The sequence below is a fragment of the Micromonospora sp. NBS 11-29 genome (assembly GCF_002140155.1).
Classification (GTDB): Bacteria; Actinomycetota; Actinomycetes; order Mycobacteriales; family Micromonosporaceae; genus Micromonospora.
On sequence record NZ_NAPR01000013.1, the window covers coordinates 377,125 to 395,060 of the forward strand.

Here is a 17,936-nt window from a genome sequence, read left to right on the forward strand (position 1 = left end):
TCGCGTCGCAATCTGCTGGGGCGCCTGGGCCGGGCACCGAGGGGGACTGATTCTGGTGTGAGGGTAGTGGCGTCGGGGCGACGACACTCGGGCGCGAGCCTACCCGTCGGTAGGGTTCGGACGTAGCCGGTGGCTATTCTTCAGTCTGCGGCAGTCGGCGGCCTTCGGGCGGCACAGACTGCGCATCTTAGCGGTGAAAGGGGAGGGCCGACATGGCCGCAGAGCAGTCGTTCGACGTCTACCGGTTGCCGGAGGAGCACGAGGCGATCCGGGAGGCGGTCCGTGAGGTCTGTGCGGCGAAGGTGGCGCCGCACGCCGCCGAGGCGGACGAGACCGGCGAATTCCCCAAGGCGTCCTACGACGCCCTGCGGGCGGCCGACTTCCACGCCCCGCACGTCCCCGTCGAGTACGGCGGCGCCGGCGCGGACGCGCTGGCCACGGCAATCGTGATCGAGGAGGTGGCCCGGGCCTGCGCCTCGTCCTCGCTGATCCCGGCGGTGAACAAGCTGGGCACCATGCCGCTGCTGCTGGCCGGCTCCGAGGAGCTGAAGCGGAAGTACCTCACCCCGGTGGCGGCCGGCGAGGCGATGTTCTCGTACTGCCTCTCCGAGCCGGAGGCGGGCAGCGACGCGGCCTCGATGACCACCAGGGCGGTACGTGACGGCGACCACTGGGTGCTCGACGGCGTGAAGCGGTGGATCACCAACGCGGGCGTCTCCGAGTACTACACGGTCTTCGCGGTGACCGACCCCACAGCGCGCTCGAAGGGCATCTCGGCGTTCGTGGTGGAGAAGTCCGACCCCGGCGTGAGCTTCGGCGCCCCGGAGAAGAAGCTCGGCGTCAAGGGCTCGCCGACCCGCGAGGTCTACCTCGACAACGTCCGGATCCCGGCCGACCGCATGATCGGCGCCGAGGGCACCGGCTTCGCCACCGCTATGAAGACCCTCGACCACACCCGGGTCACCATCGCCGCCCAGGCGATCGGCATCGCCCAGGGGGCACTGGACTACGCCAAGGGCTACGTCCGGGAGCGCAAGCAGTTCGGCAAGCCGGTCGCCGAGTTCCAGGGCATCCAGTTCATGCTCGCCGACATGGGCATGAAGCTGGAGGCGGCCCGGCAGCTCACGTACGCCGCCGCCGGCAAGTCCGAGCGGGGCGACGCGGATCTGACCTACTTCGGCGCGGCCGCCAAGTGCTTCGCCTCGGACGCCGCCATGGAGATCACCACCGACGCGGTGCAGCTGCTCGGCGGCTACGGCTACACCCGCGACTACCCGGTCGAGCGGATGATGCGGGACGCCAAGATCACCCAGATCTACGAGGGCACGAACCAGGTCCAGCGCATCGTCATGGCCCGTCAGCTGCTGAAGGGCTGATCGGTAGCCGTTCCGGCGGGCGGGCCGGTACTCCCGGCCCGCCCNCCACGGCGACTCGCCGCCGACGCGGCGGGGCAGCGGTTCGGTGGGGGTGTCCGGGTAGGCCAGCGTGAGCGGGGCCGTGTCCGGGTCCCGCGCCGGCCCCGACCAGTCGGTGAGGGTGGGCTCCGGCTCGGCCGGTGCGACGGGCGGGGTCGGCTCCGCCCCGTCCGCCGGCGGCACGGGTCGACGCCGCCACCGCCCCGCGCTGAACACCGCCATCAGCAACAGCATGCCGATGAGGAACAGCGTGCCGTTGTCCAGCGGCTGGCGCAGCGGCAGCGGGTCACCGAGCAGCCTCAGGTCGTCGGGGACCCGGTCCCGCACGGTGAACGGCGCGACGAACAGCCCGACGTACGGTGCCACCAGCAGCAGGCCCGCCACGAGCGGGCCGAGCGGCGAGAAACGCAGCGTGCCGAGCAGGCCGAGCAGGACGCCGGCGACGCCGAGGTAGACGGCCGGCTCGATCAGGTTGGGTGTGCTGTACGTGCCGATCTCCACCCAGCGGTTCACGGTCCGCCCAGATCCGTCCTGACCGAGGGTGACGAGCACCCAGGTGACCGGTGCCACCACCAACCCGGCGAGGAAGCTCCAGAGATGTCGCATCCGCGCACCGTACCGTTTCCGGCATGACAGATCATCCCGCGGTCCCGCCGGGTAAGCCGACCTCGTACTCCCGCGTCACGCTCAGTCGCATCATGACCGCCGTCGATGTCAATCTGTACGGGACCGTGCACGGTGGGGTGCTGATGAAGTTCGTCGACGACGTGGCCGGCGCGGCGGCGGCCCGGCACAGCGGCGGCACCGCGGTCACCGCCTCCATCGACGAGATCGTCTTCTCCGAGCCGGTCCGGGTGGGCGACCTGGTGCACGCCCACGCCCAGGTCAACTGGACCGGCAACACCTCGATGGAGGTCGGGGTGCGGGTGGTCGCCGAACGCTGGGACTCGGCCGAGGACGAGCCGGTTCGGGTCGCCACCGCGTACCTGGTTTTCGTCGGGGTGGACGTCGGCGGTGCGCCCCGCCCGGTCCGCCCGGTGCTGCCCGAGACGCCCGACGACGAGCGCCGCTTCCGGGAGGCGGAGATCCGCCGCGCCCACCGCCTCGCCCGCCGCCGCGCCATCCAGGCCCACCGCGCCGCCTGAGGTGTAAGGCGGGGGCCCCGCTTAACGCCTTTGGTAGAGGAAGGGGCCCCGCTTAACAAGCCGGCTGCGCCGTCGCGCCGCCGCCGCGCCGTCGTGCGGTGTTAAGCGGGGCCCCCGCCTATGCAGAATGCGTTAAGCGGGGCCCCCTCCTTGCACTCCACCCACATGCGCGGGGGGGTGGGGGGTGTGGGGTGGGCACGCCCCGTAGGCGGGGGCTGGTGCGGAAAGGTAGGGCAAGATGGCGCCACGGCCCATGCACAGTGTCGTGCCGGGCCTCAGGGGAGGGTGGAACAGTGGGTGACGTGCTGTGGACGCCGCCGGCCGACGTGCGCGAGCGGTCCCGGATCGGTGACTACCTGCGCTGGCTGGCCGAGCACCGGGGGCTGGAGTTCGCCGACTACGACGCGCTCTGGCAGTGGTCGGTCACCGACCTGGACGCGTTCTGGCGCTCGATCTGGGACTACTTCCAGGTGGTGGCGCACACCCCGCCGACCGCCACGCTCGGCGACCGGGTGATGCCCGGTGCCCGCTGGTTCCCCGGCGCGACGCTCAACTACGCCCAGAACGTGCTGCGCATGCCGGGGCTCGGCGACGACGACCCGGCGGTGGTCGCGTACGGGCAGACCCGCGCGCCGGAGACGCTCACCGCCGCGCAGTTGCGCGAGCGGGTCCGCCGGGTGGCCGCCGGCCTGCGCCGGCTCGGCGTGGGCCCGGGCGACCGGGTGGCCGCGTACGCGCCGAACATCCCGGAGACGTACGTCCTGCTGCTCGCCACCGCCAGCCTGGGCGCGATCTTCTCCTCCTGCGCGCCCGAGTTCGGCACCCGCAGCGTCACCGACCGCTGGCAGCAGATCGAGCCGACGGTGCTGGTCGCGGTGGACGGCTACCGCTACGGCGACAAGCCGGTCGACCGGCGCGCCGAGGTGGCCGCGATCCGGGCCGCGCTGCCGTCGCTGCGGCACACCGTCGCCATCGCGTACCTCGACCCGGACGGCCCGGCCCCCGACGGCGCGCTCGCTTGGGCGGAGTTGGCGGCGGAGACCGACGAGCCGCTGGCCTTCACCCCGGTGCCGTTCGACCACCCGCTCTACGTGCTCTACTCCTCCGGCACCACCGGGCTGCCGAAGCCGATCGTGCACGGCCACGGCGGCATCCTGCTGGAGCACCTGAAGATGCTGGCGCTGCACCACGACCTGGGCCCGGCCGACCGGTTCCTGTGGTTCACCACGACCGGCTGGATGATGTGGAACTTCCTGGTCTCCGGGCCGGCGGTGGGCGCGGCGATCGTGCTCTTCGACGGCAACCCGGGCCACCCGGATCTCGGCGCGTTGTGGCGGCTGGCGGCGGAGACGGGCACCACCTACTTCGGCACCTCGGCCCCGTTCCTGCTGGCCTGCCGCAAGGCCGGGCTGGTGCCGCGGGAGATCGCCGACCTGTCCGCGCTACGCGGCCTCGGTTCGACCGGCGCGCCGCTGCCGGCCGAGGGCTTCGCCTGGGTGTACGAGAACGTCGGTGACCGCCTCCAGCTCCAGTCGCTGTCCGGCGGCACGGATGTCTGCACCGGGTTCGTCGGTGGGGTGCCGCTGCTGCCGGTGCACGCCGGTGAGATCGCCTGCCGGGCGCTGGGCGCGAAGGTGGAGGCCCGTTCGGCCGACGGCTCGCCGGTCATCGGCCAGCTCGGCGAGCTGGTGATCACCGAGCCAATGCCGAGCATGCCGGTCGGGTTCTGGAACGACCCGGACGGCGCCCGCTACCGGGAGGCGTACTTCGAGGTCTATCCCGGGGTGTGGCGGCACGGCGACTGGATCACCGTGAACGAGCGCGGCGGTTGCGTCATCACCGGCCGCTCCGACGCCACGCTGAACCGGGGCGGGGTGCGGCTGGGCACCGCCGAGTTCTACTCCGTGGTGGAGGGCCTCGACGAGGTGGTCGACTCGGTGGTGGTGCACCTGGAGGACGACGAGGGCGGCGCGGGGGAGCTGCTGCTCTTCGTGGTGCTCGCCGACGGCCTGGAGTTGGACGACGAGCTGCGGAGGAAGATCTGCCGCGAGCTGCGTACCGCCCTGTCGCCGAGGCACGTTCCCGACGAGATCCACCAGGTCCGCGCGGTGCCCCGCACCCTGAGCGCGAAGAAGCTGGAGGTCCCGGTCAAGAAGATCCTCACGGGCACCCCGGTCGACCAGGCCGCGGCCAAGGGCGCCCTGGCCAACCCGGAGTCCCTGACGGCCTTCGCCACCCTGGCCCGACGCCGCGCCCCCCACCCTCGTTGATCTTGCACTTTCCGCCCCGACGAAAGGGGTGAATCGCCCGCGCTCAGGGCCGAAAGTGCAAGATCGCGGGGGCTCAGCGGGCGAGGGTGTGGGTGGTTTTTTCGGTCTCGGCGCGGGAGGGCAGGCGGGGCGGGTCTGGGTGGGCGCACGCGACCACGCTGGCGCCTGCGGTCAGTGGGGTGAGCAGCCAGTCGACCGGGTCGGGGTGGCGGGTCACGTCGACCAGGAGGCGGTCGCCGGAAGCCAGGCCCAGCTCCGTGGCGCGGGCCACCGCGCGGCCCAGCAGCGTCGCGTCTTGCGCGCCACCCGAGGGGTACGGGGTGAAGTGGTCACCGTGCGTGCGTACGGCGGCGACGAAATCGGCCCAGCCGGCGGGCACCTCCCGCATCGGCAGCGCGAACGGGTCGAGCGCCAGCGCGTACCGCTCGCCGGCCGGCCACCCGGCCGCCTCGCCGACCCGGTCGACGGCGGCGAACAGCACCTCCACCGGGCCGGGGGCGTCGACCACGGTCAGTTTCGCCGACCAGCAGCCGAGCAGCACGGCGGCGGTCTGCCAGTGCGGCGGCAGCGACACGCCGGCCGGGTCGCCGGGCGCGGCGCCGACGGAGTCCACGAGCAGGTTGGCGGTCTTGGCGACCCAGTTCGCCAGCGTCGCGCCGGACAGTTCGGTGCGCTCACCGGTGGCGTCGTCGTACCAGGTCAGCAACGGTCGGGAGGGATCGGGCGCGATCGCGTCGGCGAACACCCGGGCAATGTTGTCGGCCATCGGGGCGAACGATACGCGCCCCGGGTGCGTACTCGATGGCAACGACAAGTCGGCGTACGGTCGGGTCGCAGTCAGCGCCGGGCTACCCCTCCGGCGTAGGCTTGCCGACAGTGTTGTTCCCCACAACCGTGCCATCTGAGGAGTCGCCCCGTGACCGCCGGTCGCCCGCCCCGCGTTCTCATCGACGCCACGAGTGTCCCCGCCGATCGCGGCGGCGTCGGTAGATACGTCGACGGCCTGCTCGGCGCGCTCGGTCGGCTCTGCGGCTCCGGCGTTGACCTGGCCGTGGTGAGCCTCCGCACCGATCTGGAGCGCTACTCCCGGATGCTGCCGGGTGCCGAGGTGATCCCGGCGCCCGCGGCGGTGGCGCACCGGCCGGCGCGGCTCGCCTGGGAGCAGACCGGCCTGCCGCTGCTGGCCCAGCAGGTCAACGCGGAGGTGCTGCACTCGCCGTTCTACACCTGCCCGCTGCGGGCGGGATGTCCGGTGACGGTCACCGTGCACGACGCGACGTTCTTCACCGAGCCGGAGCACTACGACAAGTCCCGCCGGACGTTCTTCCGCAGCGCGATCAAGACCTCGCTGCGCCGCGCCAGCCGGGTGATCGTGCCGAGCAAGGCCACCCGGGACGAGTTGATCCGGCTGCTCGACGCCGACCCGACCCGGATCGACGTGGCCTACCACGGCGTCGACCAGGCCGCGTTCCACGCGCCGGGCGAGGAGGAGAAGGCCCGGGTCCGGGCCCGGCTGGGGCTGGGCGACAACAGCTACATCGCGTTCCTCGGCGCGAAGGAGCCGCGCAAGAACGTACCCAATCTGATCCGCGGCTGGTCCCGGGCGGTGGCCGACCGGCCGAACCCGCCGGTGCTGGTGGTCGCCGGCGGCCAGGGGCACGACGACGACATCGACCGCGCGGTGGCCGAGGTGCCGTCGCACCTGCGGCTGCTGCGCCCGGGTTACCTGCGCTACGCCGACCTGCCCGGCTTCCTCGGCGGCGCGCTGGTCGCCGCCTACCCCTCCTACGGCGAGGGCTTCGGTCTGCCGATCCTGGAGGCGATGGCGTGCGCGGCGCCGGTGCTCACCACGCCGCGCCTGTCGCTGCCCGAGGTGGGTGGCGACGCGGTGGCGTACACCAGTGAGGACCCGGACCAGATCGCCACCGACCTGGCCGCCCTGCTCGACGACGAGCAGCGGCGACTGTCGCTGGCCAAGGCCGGGTTCGAGCGGGCCAAGGAGTTCACCTGGGAGTCCAGCGCGGAGGTCCACATCGCCGCGTGGCGGCGGGCGCGTCCCTGAGAGGTCCGCGTGACCCGCCCTGGCGGCTCGCCCGCTTCGGGCATGATGTGCTGATGTTCTTCGCCGTCATCCCGGCGGGCGGCAGCGGCACAAGGTTGTGGCCGTTGTCCCGCGCCGGCCATCCCAAGTTCCTCCACCCGCTGACCGGTACCCCCGCCTCGCTGTTGCAGGCCACGGTCGACCGGTTGGCGCCGCTGACCACACCGGAGCGCACGCTGGTGGTCACCGGGGTCGCGCACGCCGCGGCGGTGGCCCGGCAACTGGCTGGCCTGCCCGACGAGAACATCCTGGTCGAGCCGTCGCCGCGGGACTCCTGCGCGGCCATCGCGCTGGCCGCCGCGGTGATCGCCCGCCGGACCCCGGAGGCGGTGATGGGCGCGTTCGCCGCCGACCACCTGATCGGCGACCCGGTCCGCTGGGCCGAGGTGGTGCGGCAGGCGATCCACAGCGCCGAGCAGGGGCTGCTGATGACGGTGGGGATCACTCCGACCCGGCCGGAGACCGGCTACGGCTACCTGGAGACCGGTGACCCGGTCGGTGGCGGGCCGCTGCGCCCGGTCCGCGAGTTCAAGGAGAAGCCCGTGGCCGAGGTGGCGGAGGGCTACCTCCACTCCGGCCGGCACCTCTGGAACGCCGGCATGTTCGTCTGGCGGGTGGACGTCTTCCTGGCCGAGCTGGCCCGCCAGCAGCCGGCGCTGCACGCCGGGATCACCGCGATCGCGGCGGCGTGGGGCACCCCGGAGCAGGACGACGTGCTCGGCGCCGTCTGGCCGACACTGCCGAAGATCTCGGTGGACTACGCGGTGATGGAAGGCGCGGCGACCGCCGGTCGGGTGGCGACCGTGCCGGGCGACTTCGGCTGGAACGACGTCGGTGACTTCCACACCCTCAGTGAGGTGCTGGCGGCCGACGCCGCCGGCAACGTGGTGCTCGGCGGCGACGCGAAGCCGGGCGTGCTGCTGCACGACACCACCGGCACGGTGGTGGTCCCGCACTCGGGCCGCCTCGTCGCCACGGTCGGCGTGCACGACCTGATCGTGGTGGACACCCCGGACGCGCTGCTGGTCTGCCCCCGCGACCGGGCGCAGGACGTGAAGAAGATCGTCGACCAGCTCAAGGAGCGGGGCGAGGAGGGCCTGGTCTGAGCCGCCCGTACCCGCCGGGCCACCCGCGCCGGTGGCCCGGCGGGGCGGTGTCTCAGCCGGCGGCGTGGCGGGCCNCCACCAACCGGGCGGTCCCGCCGGCCAGCGGCGCCGGCAGCCGGTCCGGCGGGAACCAGCCCAACGCCTCGGACTCGTCGCTGACCCGTTCGACCGCGCCCGCCGGGGCGAGCACGGCGTAGCGGACGTCGTGGTGCAGTGAGCCGCCCTGGCAGGCGACCGGGTGGATGTCCACGTCGATCGGTTCCGGGACCAAGGTGAGGCCGTCGATCCCGGACTCCTCGGTGGCCTCGCGCAACGCGGCCGCCGCCAGGGTCGGGTCACCCGGCTCGCAGTGCCCGCCGAGCTGCACCCACTTGCGGAACTTGCCGTGCAGGCAGAGCAGCACCCGGCCGCCGGTCGGGTCGAGCACCAGCGCGCTGGCCGTGACGTGCCCGGGCCGGTGCGCCCGGCTCATCGCCACCGGCCCGGCGGCCAGCAGCGCCAGCGTCCGGTCCCGGTTCGCGGCCGCGGTCGGGCTGGTCGCCGTCCAGCGGCTCAGCGCCGCGACGGCATCGGCGTGCAGGCCGGCGTACGTGGTGGGGGCGGTGTCGGACACCCGGACACTCTACGAGCGGGCCGACGGAGAAGGCCGGACGGCACCCCTGCGGGGCGAACCCGCAGACCCTCGTGGTGCCGTCCGGCCCTGCCCGTCAGCCGGCGACCGGTTCGACAGTGCGCCCCGGCGTCGGCGGGCAAGGGAGAGTCTGCCCAACCGGTCCACCCGCCGTCGAGGTCTTTCACCTGACGCTTAAAGATGGAGATAAGTACCGGCGGGTAAAGTGCCAGGGGTGGCGGGCACCCCCGCCGTCCGCCCGGGAGTGCTCCATGCTGAAGATCATTTTCTCGAGCGAGGACGTTCTGCGGACCCGGGTCGCCCCGGCCGCGGATCCGCTCTGGGAACTGGTCCTCAGTCTGCACCTGCTCCAGGGGCGCAGTCGTGACCCGCTCATGAACACCTGGCGCCGCGCGGTGGCGCACGAGTTGCGGACCGACACCGACGCTGAGCGCTACCGCCTGCTCCTCGCGCTCAACCCACCGCGCGGCTACTTTCCCGACTTCCTCACCCCCTCCGCCAGCCGGGACGGGTTCGACGCCGGTCTGGAAGCGGTCCGGGGCACCCCGGTCGACATGCTGCGCCGCGACCTCACCCTGCTCGCCGAGGAGACCTCGCTACCGTCCACCGCGACCGCGCTCGCCCGGGGAGAACCCGAGATCCTGTGGCACCTCACCGACGCGATGAAGCGGTACCAGTCGCTGGCGGTCACCCCGTACTGGGCCCGGGTGCAGGCCGCGGTCGAGGCGGACCGGGCCCGACGTGCCCGGGCCATGCTCGACGGTGGCGCGGAAGGGCTGCTCGCCAGCCTCCGGCCCAGCATGCGCTGGGGGCACGGGCTGCTCGAAGTGCTCGACTACCCGGACACCCGGGAACTGCACCTGGACGGTCGTGGCCTGCTGCTGGTCCCGTCGTTCTTCTGCTCGCGTACCCCGGTGGCCCTGGTCGNTCCGCGGCCGGCGTCGCCCGGGCCGGCGAACCCGGCCGGCGGGAGGCGATCGCCGCGCTGCTCGGCCGCACCCGCGCGGCGGTGCTGCACGCCGCCGACGAGGGGTGCACCACCGGCGAGATGGCCCGCCGGCTGCACATCTCGGCCGCCGCAGCCAGCCAGCACACCACCGTGCTCCGCAACGCCGGGCTGCTGGTCAGCCACCGCGACCGCAACACCGTCCTGCACACCCTGACGCCGCTCGGCCGAGCCGTCCTGGACACCTGACCCGGCCCGAGCGGAACGGTCAGAGCGCCAACGAGGCGCTGGCGGCGCTCCCGGCCGGCGGCGGCAGCAGGGCGGACCCGATCCCCTCGGCGGCCAGCGCGGTACGCAGGCGTTGCAGGTCGGCGCCGAACCGCACCAGATCCGGCCGGTCGACCGGAGTCGGCGCGGCACCCAGCACCAGGCCGGTGGCCCCCTCCGGCCATCCGGGCACGGTGGCGGCGAGTCCGGCGCGTACCTCCTCGTCGGTGACGTGGGTGAAGACCGTGCCGGGCGCGACGACCTCGGCGACCGCGTCGATCGCCCGGCCCACCGCGGCCGGATCGGCCGGTGCGGGACCGGGCCCGTCGGGCAGGGTGGCCGCCGCCCGCAGCCCGGCGGCGTGCGCCTCGGCGGTGCCGAGGGAGAAGAGGTCCAGCGAGGCGTCCCGCACCAGTGGCCGGGCGCCCTCGTCGTCGTCCCGGGTCGCGGTGAGGTAGCCGCGCACCACCGCGACCGGAACCTGGTCGCACTTGCCCTTGATCAGCTCGCCNACGGGTCGACCTCGCCCCGGTGGTCGCGGATCGCCGGCATGCCGGCCACCCCGAGCGCCACGTCGGTGAGACCGTTGCGCCACGGGCGGCCCATCGTGTCGCTGACGATGACGGCGACGTCGAGACCGTACCGGTCGCGCAGGTCGGCGCGCAGCGCCCGGGCGGAGGCGTCCGGGTCCGCCGGGAGCAGCACCAGGCGGGTCTTGTCCACGTTGGACGCGTCGATGCCGGCGGACGCCATCACGAACCCGTGGTGGGTCTGCACGATCCGGGTCGCGCCGCGGGTGGCGACCACCCGGGCGGTCTCCCCGGCCAGCACCCGGTCCCGCGCGGACAGCCGCTCCGGACCGTCGGCCGGCACGTCGACCAGCCGACCCTCCGACTTCGACACGATCTTGCTGGTGACCACCAGCACGTCGCCGTCGCGCAGCCAGGGNCCGGCACCGGCAGGATCTCCAGCCTCACATCAACTCCAGCGCGGCGCGCACCATCGCGGCGGTCGCCGCATCGTCGGTCATCCGCAGCGGCGCCGAACGGACCACCACGTCCGGCACCAGCGTGCCCTCGTCCTCCGGCGCGACCAGCCAACCATCGAGCAGACCACCGCCGGCCCGGCCGCCGTAGAGGCCACCCACCCCGGCCGCGCTGCACTCGACGCCGACCACGGCCAGGCAGCGGTCGGCCATGCCCCGCACCGGCGCGCCGCCGATGATCGGCGACACCCCGACCACCGGGGCCGGACCGTCGACCACCGCGTCACGCAGGCCGGGAACGGCCAGCACCGGGGCGATGCTGACCACCGGGTTGCTCGGCGCGACCAGCACCACGTCCGCGCCGGCGATCGCCTCGACCACGCCCGGGGCGGGCTTCGCCGCCTCCGCGCCGACGAAGACGAACCGGTGCGTGGGTACGTCGGCGCGGTACCGCACCCACCACTCCTGGAAGTGGATCGCCCGCCGGCCCTGCTCGTCCTCGACGACCACGTGGGTCTCCAGACGCTCGTCGGTGGCCGGCAGCAGGCGTACGCCGGGCTGCCAGCGGTCGGCCAGCGCCTCAGTGACCTGGGACAGCGGGTAGCCGGCGTTGAGCATCGTGGTGCGCACCAGATGGGTGGCGAGATCCTTGTCGCCGAGGCCGAACCAGTTCGGCTCCGCGCCGTACGCGGCCAGCTCGCCCTTCACCGTCCAGGTCTCGCCCACCCGGCCCCAGCCACGGTCCGGGTCCGCGCCGCCACCGAGCGTGTAGAGCACGCTGTCCAGGTCGGGGCAGACCCGCAGCCCGTGCAGCAGCAGGTCGTCGCCGACGTTGACCACGGCGGTCACCTCGGCGCCGACCTCCCGGGCGTACGCCCGGACGCCGAGCAGGAACCGGGCGCCCCCGATGCCGCCGGTCAGTACCACGATGCGCATGCCGTCCATCCTTCCGCACGCGCCGCCACCGATCATCCGGTGTCCGGAGAGACTAGGCTCACTTCGGCAACTGTCCGTCTTCATCCCCTGGGGGAGTCCGTGAGCAGCCCCGCCGAGCCCGCGTCCGGTGACGCCGCGCAGGCCAGCCAACTGACCAAACCGTTGCGCGAACTGGCCGCGCTGGTGCTGCTCGGCGCGAACGCCGTGCTGCTCTTCGTCGGCCTGCTGCGCCTGCTGGTGCCGGTCGACGACTACAGCACGTTCAGCGGCCGGGCGGGGAGCGCGTACTTCGCCTTCGTCGGGCTGGAGTCGACCGTCCTGCCACTGCTGGCGGTCCTGCTCGCCACCCACGTCCGTCCGACGCTGTCGAGGGCGAAACTGATCACGCAGGTGGCGCTCGTCGAGTACGCCGTCTCCGTCGTGTTCGGCGCGCTCACCTTCCTGGTCTGGCTGGTCGGCCGACTCGCCGACGGCGAGGTGCTGGACGCGTTCCTCGGGTTGCTCGCCCGGGCCGCCTGGCTGGCGATCTTCGCGGTCGCCGCGTACGTGGTGTTCAAAGTGTGGCGCACGCTCTACCACGTACCGAGGCCCAAGCCGCAGCCCGGCGTCTACGGCCAGCCCCAGCCGGGCTGGCCGCAGCAGCCCGGTGGCTACCCCGCGCCGGGCGGCTACCCGTCGCAGCCCGGCCAGCCCCCGGCGGGTTACCCGTCGGCCGGCGCCCCGCCGCAGCCCGGTTGGCCGCAGGCCGGCCCGTACGGTCCGCCGCAGTCGGGCCCGCCGTTCAACACAGCCCCGCCGCACGCCCCGCAGTCCGGCCCGCCGTTCGGTGGTCCGCAGGCCGGCCCCCAGTCGGGCCCGCCGTTCAACGTCGGCCCGCAGTACGGTCCGCCGCCCGGGGCTCCGCAGGCCGGCCCGTCGGCCGACGGCCCGCAGTTCGGTGGCCCGCCGTTCGGCNGAGCCGCCGTTCGGCTCGACGCCCACCGCGCCGCCGTTCGGCCAGCCGCCGTCGGCCGACCCGACCCAGGCGATCCCGCGCCAGCCCGGCGAGCCCGACCGGCCGGCGTCCCCGGTTCAGGACGAGCGCACCCAGCGCTTCGACCAGGCGGTCCCGCGCCAGTCCGGCGATTCGACCCCGCCGGCGTCCCCGGTGGAGGACGAGCGCACCCAGCGCGTCGACCGCGAGGACCCGAACCAGCCCCGGTGAATCCCGGTGGCGGGCGGTGCTTGCACTGCCCGCCACCGCATCGGGCTGCCCGATGCGGGTGTTAACAAGGGGCCCCTCCTCTACCGGAAGCGTTAAGTGGGGGCCCCTCCTTGCACCTGGGTGGGCTTAGGCTGGGCGGATGGTTGAGCGCAGCGACTCCGTCCCGACCGAGGCGAGCATTCGACGGGCGCTGAGCCGGGCCGCCACCGGCCGGGCGCTGGACGCGGACGAGGCGAGTGCGCTGCTCGCCGCCCGCGGTCCGGCGCTCGACGAGCTGCTCCGGGTCGCCGGCGAACTCCGCGACGCCGGGCTGCGCGACGCCGGGCGGCCGGGCGTGGTGACGTACTCGAAGAAGGTCTTCGTGCCGCTGACCCGGCTCTGCCGGGACCGCTGCCACTACTGCACGTTCGCCACCGTGCCGCACCGGCTGCCCGCCGCCTACCTGGAGCGCGACGAGGTCCTCGCCATCGCCCGGGAGGGCGCGGCGCAGGGCTGCAAGGAGGCGCTGTTCACGCTCGGTGACCGACCCGAGGAGCGGTGGCCGGCGGCCCGCGAGTGGCTGGACGAGCGGGGGNCGGCCTGCTGCCGCACCTGAACCCGGGCGTGCTCACCTGGTCGGAGTTGCAGCGGCTCAAGCCGGTCGCGCCGAGCATGGGCATGATGCTGGAGACCACCGCGACCCGGCTCTGGTCGGAGCCGGGCGGCCCGCACTTCGGCTCGCCGGACAAGGAGCCCGCGGTACGCCTGCGGGTGCTCGACGACGCCGGCCGGGTCGGCGTCCCGTTCACCACCGGCATCCTGATCGGCATCGGCGAGAACCGCACCGAGCGGGTCGACGCGCTCTTCGCGATCCGCCGGGCGATGCGGGAGTACGGCCACCTCCAGGAGGTGATCGTGCAGAACTTCCGCGCCAAGCCGGACACCGCGATGCGCGGGATGCCGGACGCGGAGCTGCACGACCTGGCCGCCACCGTGGCGGTGGCCCGGGTGCTGCTCGGTCCGAGGGCCCGCATCCAGGCCCCGCCGAACCTCATCGCCGGCGAGTACGACCTGCTGCTGCGCGCCGGCATCGACGACTGGGGCGGTGTCTCGCCGGTCACGCCCGACCACGTCAACCCGGAGCGCCCCTGGCCGCAGCTCGACGAACTGGCGGCGCGCACCGCGAGCGCCGGCTTCACGCTGCGCGAGCGGCTGACCGTCTACCCGGAGTACGTCCGGGCCGGCGGGCCGTGGCTCGACCCGCGCCTGCTGCCGCACGTCACCGCATTGGCCGACCCGGAGACCGGGCTCGCGGTCGAGGCGGCCCGCCCGGTGGGGCGGCCCTGGCAGGAGCCGGAGGAGGTCTACGGCGGCCGGACCGACCTGCACGTCACGATCGACGTCAGCGGCCGGACGGAGGACCGGCGGGGTGACTTCGACAGCGTCTACGGCGACTGGTCCGAGGTGGCCAACAAGGTCAGCCGTCCGGTCGGCGTACCCGGGAAGGACGCCGACCTGCGCGCGGGCCTGCGGCTGGCCGCCGACGACCCGGCGGCGCTGCTGACGCCGGCGCACGAGGCGAAGGCGCTGGCGCTGTTCGGCGCGGACGGGCCGGCGCTGGACGAGCTGTGCCGGATCGCCGACGACGTGCGCCGGGACGCGGTCGGCGACGACGTGACCTACGTGGTCAACCGGAACATCAACTTCACCAACGTCTGCTACGTGGGCTGCCGGTTCTGCGCGTTCGCCCAGCGGGAGAGCGACGCGGACGCGTTCCGGCTCTCTCTCGACCAGGTCGCCGACCGGGCCGAGGAGGCGTGGGCGGCCGGCGCCACCGAGGTCTGCCTCCAGGGCGGCATCGATCCGAAGCTGCCGGTCACCGCCTACGCCGACATCGTCCGCGCGATCAAGGCGCGGGTGCCCGGGATGCACGTGCACGCGTTCTCCCCGATGGAGATCGTCACCGCGGCGGCGAAGGCCGGCGTGCCGGTGCGGGAGTGGCTGGGCCGGCTGCGCGAGGCCGGGCTGGACACCATCCCGGGCACCGCCGCCGAGATCCTCGACGACGACGTGCGCTGGGTGCTCACCAAGGGCAAACTGCCGGCCGCCGCCTGGGTCGAGGTGGTCAGCACGGCCCACGAGCTGGGCATCCGGTCCAGCTCCACGATGATGTACGGCCACGTCGACCACCCCGGGCAGTGGCTGGCGCACTTCCGGGTGCTGGCCGGGGTGCAGGACCGCACCGGCGGGTTCACCGAGTTCGTGGCGCTGCCGTTCGTGCACACCAACGCGCCGATCTACCTGGCCGGCATCGCCCGGCCGGGGCCGACCTGGCGGGAGAACCGGGTGGTGCACGCGATGGCCCGGCTGCTGCTGCACGGCCGGATCGACAACATCCAGTGCTCCTGGGTGAAGCTCGGCGACGCGGGCACGGTGGAGATGCTGCGGGGCGGCTGCAACGACCTCGGCGGCACGCTGATGGAGGAGACCATCTCCCGGATGGCCGGCTCGGGCAACGGTTCGGCGCGTACCGAGGAGCAGTTGCGGGGGATCGCCGTGGCGGCCGGGCGGCCGTTCCGCAAGCGGACGACCGCGTACGGTCACATCCGCGCCTGACGTCGAACCTTTTCCGGCCGTCCGCCGTACCTGTGGGTGCCGGCGGCGGTTGCGGCGAGGACCGCCGCCGGTGACCCCCAGCCCGGGGATCCGGCGGCGTCCGGGTGCCCGGCCCTGCGGCGCTGCGGCGCCGGATGCGGAAAGGTTGCCGATGAGCACTGACGAGACCCCCGACGCGCCGAAGCGGCGGCCCTGGCCGCGGCTGACCCGCCGGCAGACGCTGACCGCCGCCGCGAGCGCCACCCTGGGCGCCGCCGCCCTCACCGTGCCGGGCCTGTCCGCCGCACAGAACGCGCCGTCCGCGAGCCGGCGCGACGAGCCGATCGTGGTCCATCTCCGCGACGCCGAGACCGGCGAGATGGACGTCTTCGTCGGTACGACCCGGGTCCAGGTACGCGACCGCGGTCTGGCCGACCGCCTGGTGCGCGCCGCCCGGCGCTGACCCCGCCCCCGCCCGGCGCGGGTCCCACGCCGGCCCCTGCTTCCGTTCCCCCGACGAAGGTGTGGTCCGCCATGTCCTCTCACCGCGAGGCCCCGGAGATCGCCAAGGATCCGGTCGCCGACAGCTCCGACCTGTACGCGTTCGTCACCCCGAACCAGCCGGACACGGTCACGTTGATCGCCAACTACGTGCCGGTGCAGCTTCCGTCCGGCGGCCCGAACTTCTTCGAGTTCGGCGACGACGTCCGGTACGAGATTCACATCGACAACGACGGCGACGGTCATCCGGACGTCACCTATCGGTTCGAATTCACCACCGAGATCACGAACGAGAACAGTTTTCTCTACAACACCGGCCCGATCGAGTCGTTGGAGAGCAAGAACTGGAACCGGCGGCAGTTCTACCGGCTCACCCGGATCGCGGACGGCCGCGCGCACGTCCTGGCGCACAAGCTGCCCTGCCCACCGTGCAACGTGGGTCCACTGTCCACGCCGAACTACCAGAACCTGGTGCGGCAGGCGACGTTCAAGCTCTCCACCGGGGAGAAGGTCTTCGCCGGCCAGCGGGCCGACGGGTTCTTCGTCGACTTGGGCGCCGTGTTCGACCTGGGTACGCTGCGGCCGTTCCAGCAGCTCCACGTCGCGGGGAAGAAGCTGTTCCGGACCGAGGGCGAGCCGGTCAACGCGCTGGACCGGTTGAACGTGCACAGCCTCGCGGTGCAGGTGCCGCTGGCCAAGGTGCGCCGCAGGGCCAGCCGGTACGGCTACGCGGACCGGGCGTCGACCATCGGCGTCTGGACCAGCGCGTCCCGCCAGCAGGTCCGGGTGCTCGGCGAGCGGGTGGCGGCCGACACCGCCGCCGGTCCCTTCACCCAGGTCTCCCGGCTCGGCAACCCTCTGTTCAACGAGGTGATCGTGCCGATGTCGCGCAAGGACCTGTGGAACACGTTGCCGCCGTCGGAGGACAAGCGGTTCGCCGGCTTCGTCGAGCGGCCGGAGCTGGCCGCGTTGCTGCCGGCGCTCTATCCGGGTGTCTTCCCGAACCTGGACGCGTTGAACAAGGCGAAGAAGGCACGCGCCGACCTGGTGGCGATCCTGCTCACCGGCGTACCGGCCGGGCTGATCGACGGGTTCGCCAACACCACCGGCGACGTGCAGGCCGACATGCTGCGGCTGAACACGGCGATCCGGCCGGCCGCCCGGCCGGACCGGTTCGGGGTGCTCGGCGGCGACCTCGCCGGCTTTCCGAACGGGCGGCGGGTCGGTGACGACGTGGTGACCATCGCGCTGCGGGCGATCGCCGGGCTGACCGTGCCGCTGGTGGACAAGACGTTCAAGCCGGACGCCGCGGCGGNTTCCCGTTCCTCGGCACGCCGTACGACGGGTTCGGCAACCCGACGGCGAAGAAGTCCTGAGGGGAGCGGGGGGATGCCACACCACCACCACGACCTCGGTCCGTCGGTCAGCGGCAGCGTCGTGCTGGACCTGGGCGGCGACTCCGGCGCGCTGATCATCCACACCGGGCGCGACCTGCACGGACGTGAGATCGAGATCAGTCGTGCCGATCGGGACGGACCGCGTACCCACTCCGCCGTCCGGGAGCGACACGTCCGTGACGGCGTGTTCCACAGTGCGGTCTATCCGGACCTGGAGGCGGGTCCGTATACCGTCTGGTGGGACGAAAGTACGCCCGCCGGGGCGGTTTCCGTCACCGGTGGCGCGATCGTCGAATTCGTCTGGCCGACCAGCTCACCGCCCCGGATGGACTGACCGTCCGCCACCTCCGCCGCCGCGCTCCGTCCACATGCTGGACGGGGCGCGGTCGGCGTTGGCCGGCTCGGCGGGCGGTACCGCGGCGGGCACGTTAACCTTTGCCCCACCATTCTGATCTTGG

The 17,936-nt window shown here is 73.3% G+C and carries 10 protein-coding genes and 4 pseudogenes; 9 read left to right on the top strand and 5 right to left on the bottom strand.

The genetic code is table 11. The features are described from left to right. Window positions 1–212 precede the first annotated feature (212 nt). Window positions 213–1,376, top strand: coding sequence for an acyl-CoA dehydrogenase family protein (locus B1205_RS18135; protein WP_089156682.1), 1,164 nt, complete (start codon window positions 213–215; stop codon window positions 1,374–1,376). A gap of 39 nt (window positions 1,377–1,415) precedes the next feature. On the opposite strand, the pseudogene B1205_RS31760 reads toward B1205_RS18135, so the two are convergent. Beyond that, window positions 1,416–2,021: pseudogene (locus B1205_RS31760) on the bottom strand (hypothetical protein); the annotation flags it as partial. Window positions 2,022–2,044: 23 nt separating this feature from the next. Here B1205_RS31760 and B1205_RS18145 point away from each other — a divergent pair. Continuing rightward, a complete protein-coding gene (locus tag B1205_RS18145) occupies window positions 2,045–2,560 on the top strand; it encodes an acyl-CoA thioesterase (protein ID WP_089156683.1) in 516 nt (171 codons plus the stop codon). Between the two features lie 293 nt (window positions 2,561–2,853). Continuing rightward, complete coding sequence (locus B1205_RS18150) at window positions 2,854–4,830, top strand: acetoacetate--CoA ligase (protein ID WP_089156684.1); 1,977 nt, start codon at window positions 2,854–2,856, stop codon at window positions 4,828–4,830. Window positions 4,831–4,903: 73 nt separating this feature from the next. Here B1205_RS18150 and B1205_RS18155 read toward each other — a convergent pair whose 3' ends face one another. After that, entirely contained in the window at window positions 4,904–5,596 is a 693-nt protein-coding gene (locus B1205_RS18155; RefSeq protein WP_089156685.1) for a TIGR03089 family protein, read from the bottom strand. A gap of 150 nt (window positions 5,597–5,746) precedes the next feature. On the opposite strand from B1205_RS18155, the gene B1205_RS18160 reads away from it, so the two are divergent. Together B1205_RS18160 and B1205_RS18165 are read left to right on the top strand one after the other, a co-directional pair. Then, a complete protein-coding gene (locus tag B1205_RS18160) occupies window positions 5,747–6,892 on the top strand; it encodes a glycosyltransferase family 4 protein (protein WP_089156686.1) in 1,146 nt (381 codons plus the stop codon). 53 nt (window positions 6,893–6,945) lie between these two features. Further along, on the top strand, window positions 6,946–8,037 hold the full coding sequence (locus B1205_RS18165) for a mannose-1-phosphate guanylyltransferase (RefSeq protein ID WP_089157074.1): 1,092 nt from the start codon (window positions 6,946–6,948) through the stop codon (window positions 8,035–8,037). A 52-nt stretch (window positions 8,038–8,089) separates the two neighbouring features. On the opposite strand, the gene B1205_RS18170 is transcribed toward B1205_RS18165, so the two are convergent. From B1205_RS18170 to cofD, 3 genes and pseudogenes are all read right to left on the bottom strand, one after another. Further along, window positions 8,090–8,650, bottom strand: a complete 561-nt coding sequence (locus tag B1205_RS18170) for an NUDIX hydrolase (RefSeq protein WP_089156687.1) — start codon at window positions 8,648–8,650, stop codon at window positions 8,090–8,092. A 1,232-nt stretch (window positions 8,651–9,882) separates the two neighbouring features. Further along, a pseudogene (locus B1205_RS18180) lies at window positions 9,883–10,838 on the bottom strand (coenzyme F420-0:L-glutamate ligase); the annotation flags it as partial. A 16-nt stretch (window positions 10,839–10,854) separates the two neighbouring features. After that, a complete protein-coding gene (gene cofD / locus B1205_RS18185; RefSeq protein WP_089157075.1) occupies window positions 10,855–11,802 on the bottom strand; it encodes a 2-phospho-L-lactate transferase in 948 nt (315 codons plus the stop codon). Window positions 11,803–13,145: 1,343 nt separating this feature from the next. Here cofD and B1205_RS18195 point away from each other — a divergent pair. The 4 genes and pseudogenes from B1205_RS18195 to B1205_RS18210 all read left to right on the top strand — a co-directional run bounded on the left by B1205_RS18195 (window position 13,146) and on the right by B1205_RS18210 (window position 17,812). Next, window positions 13,146–15,601 (top strand): annotated as a pseudogene (locus tag B1205_RS18195) (bifunctional FO biosynthesis protein CofGH). Between the two features lie 151 nt (window positions 15,602–15,752). After that, window positions 15,753–16,043 carry a hypothetical protein gene (locus tag B1205_RS18200; RefSeq protein WP_089156688.1) on the top strand — a complete coding sequence of 97 codons (291 nt, stop codon included), beginning with the start codon at window positions 15,753–15,755 and terminating at the stop codon, window positions 16,041–16,043. Window positions 16,044–16,114: 71 nt separating this feature from the next. Continuing rightward, window positions 16,115–17,457: pseudogene (locus B1205_RS18205) on the top strand (DUF4331 domain-containing protein). 13 nt (window positions 17,458–17,470) lie between these two features. Further along, window positions 17,471–17,812, top strand: coding sequence for a phospholipase (locus B1205_RS18210; RefSeq protein WP_089156689.1), 342 nt, complete (start codon window positions 17,471–17,473; stop codon window positions 17,810–17,812). Window positions 17,813–17,936 lie beyond the last annotated feature (124 nt).

Coding starts and splice junctions, on each gene's coding strand:
- B1205_RS18135 (WP_089156682.1), top strand. CDS start 213: ATGGCCGCAGAGCAGTCGTTCGACGTCTACCGGTTGCCGGAGGAGCAC.
- B1205_RS18145 (WP_089156683.1), top strand. CDS start 2,045: ATGACAGATCATCCCGCGGTCCCGCCGGGTAAGCCGACCTCGTACTCC.
- B1205_RS18155 (WP_089156685.1), bottom strand. CDS start 5,596: ATGGCCGACAACATTGCCCGGGTGTTCGCCGACGCGATCGCGCCCGAT.
- B1205_RS18165 (WP_089157074.1), top strand. CDS start 6,946: ATGTTCTTCGCCGTCATCCCGGCGGGCGGCAGCGGCACAAGGTTGTGG.
- cofD (WP_089157075.1), bottom strand. CDS start 11,802: ATGCGCATCGTGGTACTGACCGGCGGCATCGGGGGCGCCCGGTTCCTG.
- B1205_RS18200 (WP_089156688.1), top strand. CDS start 15,753: ATGAGCACTGACGAGACCCCCGACGCGCCGAAGCGGCGGCCCTGGCCG.
- B1205_RS18210 (WP_089156689.1), top strand. CDS start 17,471: ATGCCACACCACCACCACGACCTCGGTCCGTCGGTCAGCGGCAGCGTC.